Here is a 5,256-nt window from a genome sequence, read left to right as displayed (position 1 = left end):
GCCTGCTTCAGCGAGCCACTCGCGTACCGGCTGTTCAATAAGCAGTTCGACGCCTTTCTCGGATAACTGCTGCTCAACCTCGAAAAGAAACTTGTCTACTACGCGTGCCACAGCATCCCCGTTGAGAGGATTAAACTGCACGATTGCATCGAGACGGTTACGGAATTCAGGAGTGAACTGCTTCTTGATCGCCTCCATGCCGTCACTGCTGTGATCCTGCTTGGTAAATCCGATTGAAGCACGGCTCATGTCACTGGCGCCTGCATTGGATGTCATTACCAGTACGACATTCCTGAAATCTGCCTTGCGACCATTATTGTCTGTCAGGGTACCGTGATCCATCACCTGCAACAGCAGGTTGAAGACATCCGGATGTGCTTTCTCGATCTCGTCGAGCAGCAGTACGCAGTGCGGGTGCTTGTTGATCTCCTCGGTCAGCAGACCACCCTGGTCGTAACCAACGTAGCCTGGTGGTGCACCAATGAGGCGCGATACCGTGTGTGCCTCCATGTACTCGGACATGTCGAAGCGAATCAGTTCGATACCCATGATGCGCGCCAATTGACGCGTCACCTCGGTCTTGCCGACACCGGTGGGGCCGGTAAACAGGAATGAGCCGACCGGCTTCTCTTCAGCGCTGAGTCCGGAACGGTTCATGATAATCGCCGATGAAAGCCCCTCAATGGCATTCTCCTGGCCATAAATCACCGCACCAAGGCTCTTTCTCAGATTCTTCAGGGTGTCATGGTCACTGGCGGAAACCTTGCGTGCCGGAATGCGTGCCATCTTCGCTACCAGTGCCTCGATATCATGCACACCGATACGTTTTTTGCGCTTGCCTTCCGGTTTCAGACGGGTATACGAACCCGCTTCGTCGATAACGTCGATCGCCTTGTCAGGCAGGTGACGGTCATTGATGTAACGATCTGACAGTTCCGCGGCCGCAGTCAGTGCCTTGCTGGTATAAGTAACGCCGTGGTGCTCCTCGTAGCGACTTTTCAGCCCCTTGAGAATATCGATTGTTTCACTCACACTCGGCTCATTGACATCGATTTTCTGGAAACGACGCGCCAGCGCCCTGTCCTTCTCAAAAATGCCGCGATACTCCTGGTAGGTAGTGGAACCGATGCAACGCAGTGCACCCGAGGCAAGTGCCGGCTTGATCAGGTTGGATGCATCCATTGCACCACCGGATGCAGAACCAGCACCGATAATGGTGTGAATCTCGTCAATAAACAGAATAACGTGCTGCTGCTGTTTGAGCTCCGATAGAACTGCCTTGAGACGTTTCTCGAAGTCACCACGGTACTTGGTTCCGGCTACCAGGGCACCAAGATCGAGTGAATAGATCAGCGCATCCGAGAGAATTTCAGGAACTTCACCATCGACGATCATTTTCGCCATGCCCTCGGCAATTGCTGTTTTACCAACACCAGCCTCACCAACCAGCAGGGGATTATTCTTGCTGCGGCGACACAGAATCTGTACCGAGCGTTCAACCTCGGCAGCACGTCCGATGAGCGGATCGATACGCCCCTGCATCGCCTCTTCGTTAAGATTTACGGCATATTTTTCCAGTGCCGAAATCTTTTTCTCTTCGCCCTGCTCCTCTTCCAGAACCTCGTCGGCGGAGTCGTCATGCTGATCCTCTTCCGGTTCGCCAATGCGCGAAATACCGTGGGAAATATAGTTGACCACATCGAGACGCGTGATGCCCTGCGAGGCAAGAATATAGATTGCCTGCGACTCCTGCTCTGCGAACAGGGCAACCAGGACATTGATACCGGATACCTCTTTCTGTTCAGATGATTGCACCTGGTAAACGGCACGTTGCAGAACACGCTGAAAGCCCAGCGTTGGCTGAGTCTCGCGCTCTTCCCCTTCGGGTATCAAGGGGATGGTTTCGTTGATAAAGGTTCTCACCTGGTCCCGCAGGCCATCGAGATGCGTCCCGCAGGCACGCAGTACACCGGCTGCCGATGGATTGTCGGCAAGCGCCAGCAGCAGGTGCTCAACAGTCATGTATTCATGACGCTGCTCAGCAGCCCATTTGAACGACTGGTTAAGTGTGAATTCGAGTTCCGCGTTTAACATAGCCACCTAATTTTCCGTTTCCATGGTGCACAACAGCGGGTGCTGGTGCTCTTTTGAATAGTCGTTGACCTGGTAGACCTTGGTCTCGGCGATTTCACGTGTAAAAACACCGCAAACTCCCTGTCCCCTTGTATGCACATGCAGCATCACCCGGGTTGCCTGCTCCTGGTCCATGTGAAAGAAACGTGCCAGTACATCAACGACAAACTCCATAGGAGTATAGTCATCATTCAGTAATAGAACCTTGTACATGGGCGGACGTTTGAGCTTTGGCACAGCCTCCGCGGTCGCCAAACCATGGTCATCATCAAAATCTCTGTCAGACATACAACTTCAGATAGTAGTTAATCACATAAAAATCAAGTCGATCCGCATTTTGTGCAGTGCAAATTTGCATTGAACTTTTTGCCGTCATCGCTATACTCAGAGTCTAACCCACTATTCTGTCGGCAAGCACCGGTAAATCTGAGGGTTAAATCAGAATAACAATTATACGACCTGAACGCTTTGGATAATTACAACAAACAAGGCACCAGTCAGCCTGAAACTCGCTCTATTTGCAGCGAACAGGAAGACACAAGAAAAGCAGCAACTAAGGAGGTATTTTCACATGTCGACGGGTATCGTCAAATGGTTCAATAACACCAAGGGGTACGGCTTTGTTACGCCCGATGATGGGGATTCGGATATTTTTGTGCATTTCTCATCGATTCAGATGGAAGGCTTCAAAACCCTCAAAGAAGGGCAAAAAGTCGAATACGAAGTTACCGAGGGTCCCAAGGGTTTGCATGCAATATCAATCCAGATGGCAGGCTAATCGCAAAGATTCCTGAAGGAAGTTCTGTAACTGAAAAGGCCCGCAAATGCGGGCCTTCTGTTTACTGCCTGAACAGTGATCAGTCCATATTCGCGATGACGGCATCACCGAATTCGCTACAACTCAGTTCAGTTGCATCATCGATCAGACGTGCGAGGTCATAGGTGACAGTGTTAGCCGCGATTGAACCTTCTACACCCTTCATCACAAGATCTGCCGCCTCGGTCCAGCCCATGTGTCTCAGCATCATCTCTGCTGAGAGGATCAGTGAACTCGGGTTAACCTTGTCGAGGCCCGCATATTTTGGTGCAGTACCATGGGTTGCCTCAAACATACCGACAGCATCGGCAAGGTTGGCACCTGGCGCGAGACCAATTCCACCAACCTGTGCTGCAAGTGCATCAGAAATGTAGTCACCGTTCAGGTTCAGGGTTGCGATCACGTCATACTCCTCCGGACGCAGCAGAATCTGCTGCAGGAAGTTATCTGCAATCACGTCCTTGATGGTGATTTCTGTTCCGGTCTTCGGGTTTTTCAGTGTGCACCATGGACCGCCATCCAGTTCAGTCGCGCCGAATTCACGCTTGCTCAGTTCGTAGCCCCACTCCTTGAAGCTACCCTCAGTGAACTTCATGATGTTGCCCTTGTGAACCAGTGTCAGGCTCTTGCGGTCGTTATCAATGACGTACTGCATTGCCTTGCGCACAAGACGCTCGGTACCTTCCTGCGAAACCGGCTTGACGCCAATACCCGAAGTCTCTGGGAAACGGATCTTGGTGACGCCCATCTCCTTGATGAGGAAATCGATGACTTTCTTCGCTTCCGGAGTGCCTGACTGCCACTCGACGCCAGCGTAGATATCCTCTGAATTCTCGCGAAAAATAACCATATCGGTCTTTTCAGGCTCACGAACCGGGCTCGGAGAACCGGGGAAATAGCGTACAGGACGCAGGCAGACGTAGAGATCAAGTTCCTGGCGCAGTGCCACGTTGAGTGAACGAATACCACCACCAACAGGTGTCGTCAGAGGACCCTTGATGGAAACGACAAACTCCTGAACCGCCTCAAGCGTCTCTTCAGGCAGCCACACGTCGTCGCCGTAGACCTTGGTTGATTTCTCGCCGGCATAAACTTCCATCCATTGAATTTGACGCTGGCCACCGTAGGCCTTATCGACAGCCGTGTTAACGGCTTTCATCATCGGCGGAGTAACATCTACACCAATACCGTCACCCTCGATATAGGGAACAATCGGCTTGTCAGGAACATTGAGTGAATGATCACTGTTGACCGTAATTTTTTCTCCGTCGGCAGGCACCTGGATTTTGTCGTATGCCATTTTGATTCCTCTTGATTTGATAAGCATTCTCAGGCGAAAAATCTTATCATAGGCTCAGCCCGAGTGTCGCAACAGTTAATTAAATAGTGATGGAATTTGCATGGTAAAACTGGTTCTCTTCAACAAACCGCATGGTGTTCTGTGCCAGTTCAGGGACTCTGACGGACGCTCGACCCTGGCTGATTTCATAGATATTCCAGGGGTTTACGCCGCAGGTCGCCTCGATCGCGACAGTGAAGGCCTTCTGCTGCTGACAGACGACGGTAAACTGCAAAACAGGATCACAGCACCCGCGAAGAAAACCTGGAAGCGCTACCTGGTCCAGGTCGACGGTGACATTTCGGACGACGCCGTAGCCCGGTTACGCTCAGGCGTCACTCTTAAAGACGGGAAAACCAGATCCGCAATGGTCGATAAAATCGATGAGCCAGAATCACTCTGGCCGCGTGATCCACCGATCCGGGTGCGTAAAAACATTCCCACCAGCTGGATAGAAATCTCGATTCGTGAAGGCAAAAACCGCCAGATCAGGCGCATGACAGCGGCTGTTGGCTTCCCTACCCTGCGACTGATACGAGTACAGATTGGCGAGTGGGAACTGGGCGATTTGCAGCCGGGAAAATTCAGCATCGAGACCCGGGGCAAGCGCTAGTGCCACCAACTTTGATACACTGCGAGTCATATTTAACCAGCGACAAAACCAAGAGTATGGACTACCAAAAACTTCTATTTGGCATACTGCTTTTTTCTGCCCTGCACTCAAATGCAACAGCTGTTAATTTACTCAACCCGGAAAACCGTGGCAAACCTCAGATCGACAACCCGACACCTTCGCTGTTCTCTGTCTGTTACGGTAATACCTGCCATACAGTCGAGCATGTTGCTCTCAGCCCGCAACAGTGGAAAAGTGTCAGGCAATTCTTCCAACCTCCTGCGGAATCGCCTCAACAGGAGCGCAGCCAGATAGCAAACGCAATTGCCTACCTGGAAGTGGAAGTGGAAGTGG

At 51.6% G+C, this 5,256-nt stretch carries 5 protein-coding genes and 1 pseudogene; 3 read left to right on the top strand and 3 right to left on the bottom strand.

Going from position 1 to position 5,256, the window contains the following annotated elements:
* Together clpA and clpS are read right to left on the bottom strand one after the other, a co-directional pair.
* The coding region (gene clpA / locus BOW51_RS07285) for an ATP-dependent Clp protease ATP-binding subunit ClpA (protein ID WP_078477104.1) at window positions 1-2,094 on the bottom strand (2,094 nt) is incomplete at its 3' end.
* Between the two features lie 6 nt (window positions 2,095-2,100).
* Entirely contained in the window at window positions 2,101-2,421 is a 321-nt protein-coding gene (gene clpS, locus BOW51_RS07280; RefSeq protein ID WP_078477103.1) for an ATP-dependent Clp protease adapter ClpS, read from the bottom strand.
* A gap of 283 nt (window positions 2,422-2,704) precedes the next feature.
* Between clpS and BOW51_RS07275 the strand changes: the two genes are divergently transcribed.
* Window positions 2,705-2,911, top strand: coding sequence for a cold-shock protein (locus BOW51_RS07275; RefSeq protein WP_078477102.1), 207 nt, complete (start codon window positions 2,705-2,707; stop codon window positions 2,909-2,911).
* A gap of 79 nt (window positions 2,912-2,990) precedes the next feature.
* Here the strand turns inward: BOW51_RS07275 and icd are convergent, their stop codons facing one another.
* Complete coding sequence (icd, locus tag BOW51_RS07270) at window positions 2,991-4,250, bottom strand: NADP-dependent isocitrate dehydrogenase (protein ID WP_078477105.1); 1,260 nt, start codon at window positions 4,248-4,250, stop codon at window positions 2,991-2,993.
* A gap of 100 nt (window positions 4,251-4,350) precedes the next feature.
* Here icd and BOW51_RS07265 point away from each other — a divergent pair, with 100 nt between their 5' ends.
* Together BOW51_RS07265 and BOW51_RS07260 are read left to right on the top strand one after the other, a co-directional pair.
* Window positions 4,351-4,902, top strand: a complete 552-nt coding sequence (locus BOW51_RS07265; protein ID WP_078477101.1) for an rRNA large subunit pseudouridine synthase E — start codon at window positions 4,351-4,353, stop codon at window positions 4,900-4,902.
* Window positions 4,903-4,958: 56 nt separating this feature from the next.
* Window positions 4,959-5,256, top strand: a pseudogene (locus BOW51_RS07260) (hypothetical protein); the annotation flags it as partial.

Origin of the sequence: Solemya elarraichensis gill symbiont (genome assembly GCF_002021095.1) — a bacterium.
In the GTDB taxonomy this organism is placed as follows: Bacteria; Pseudomonadota; Gammaproteobacteria; order Chromatiales; family Chromatiaceae.
The sequence above is the reverse complement of the archived record's forward strand: the minus strand, read 5'-3'. Positions and strand labels throughout refer to the sequence as shown.

Excerpts from the sequence above, each read along its gene's own strand:
- clpS (WP_078477103.1), bottom strand. The coding sequence starts at position 2,421 with ATGTCTGACAGAGATTTTGATGATGACCATGGTTTGGCGACCGCGGAG.
- BOW51_RS07275 (WP_078477102.1), top strand. The coding sequence starts at position 2,705 with ATGTCGACGGGTATCGTCAAATGGTTCAATAACACCAAGGGGTACGGC.
- icd (WP_078477105.1), bottom strand. The coding sequence starts at position 4,250 with ATGGCATACGACAAAATCCAGGTGCCTGCCGACGGAGAAAAAATTACG.
- BOW51_RS07265 (WP_078477101.1), top strand. The coding sequence starts at position 4,351 with ATGGTAAAACTGGTTCTCTTCAACAAACCGCATGGTGTTCTGTGCCAG.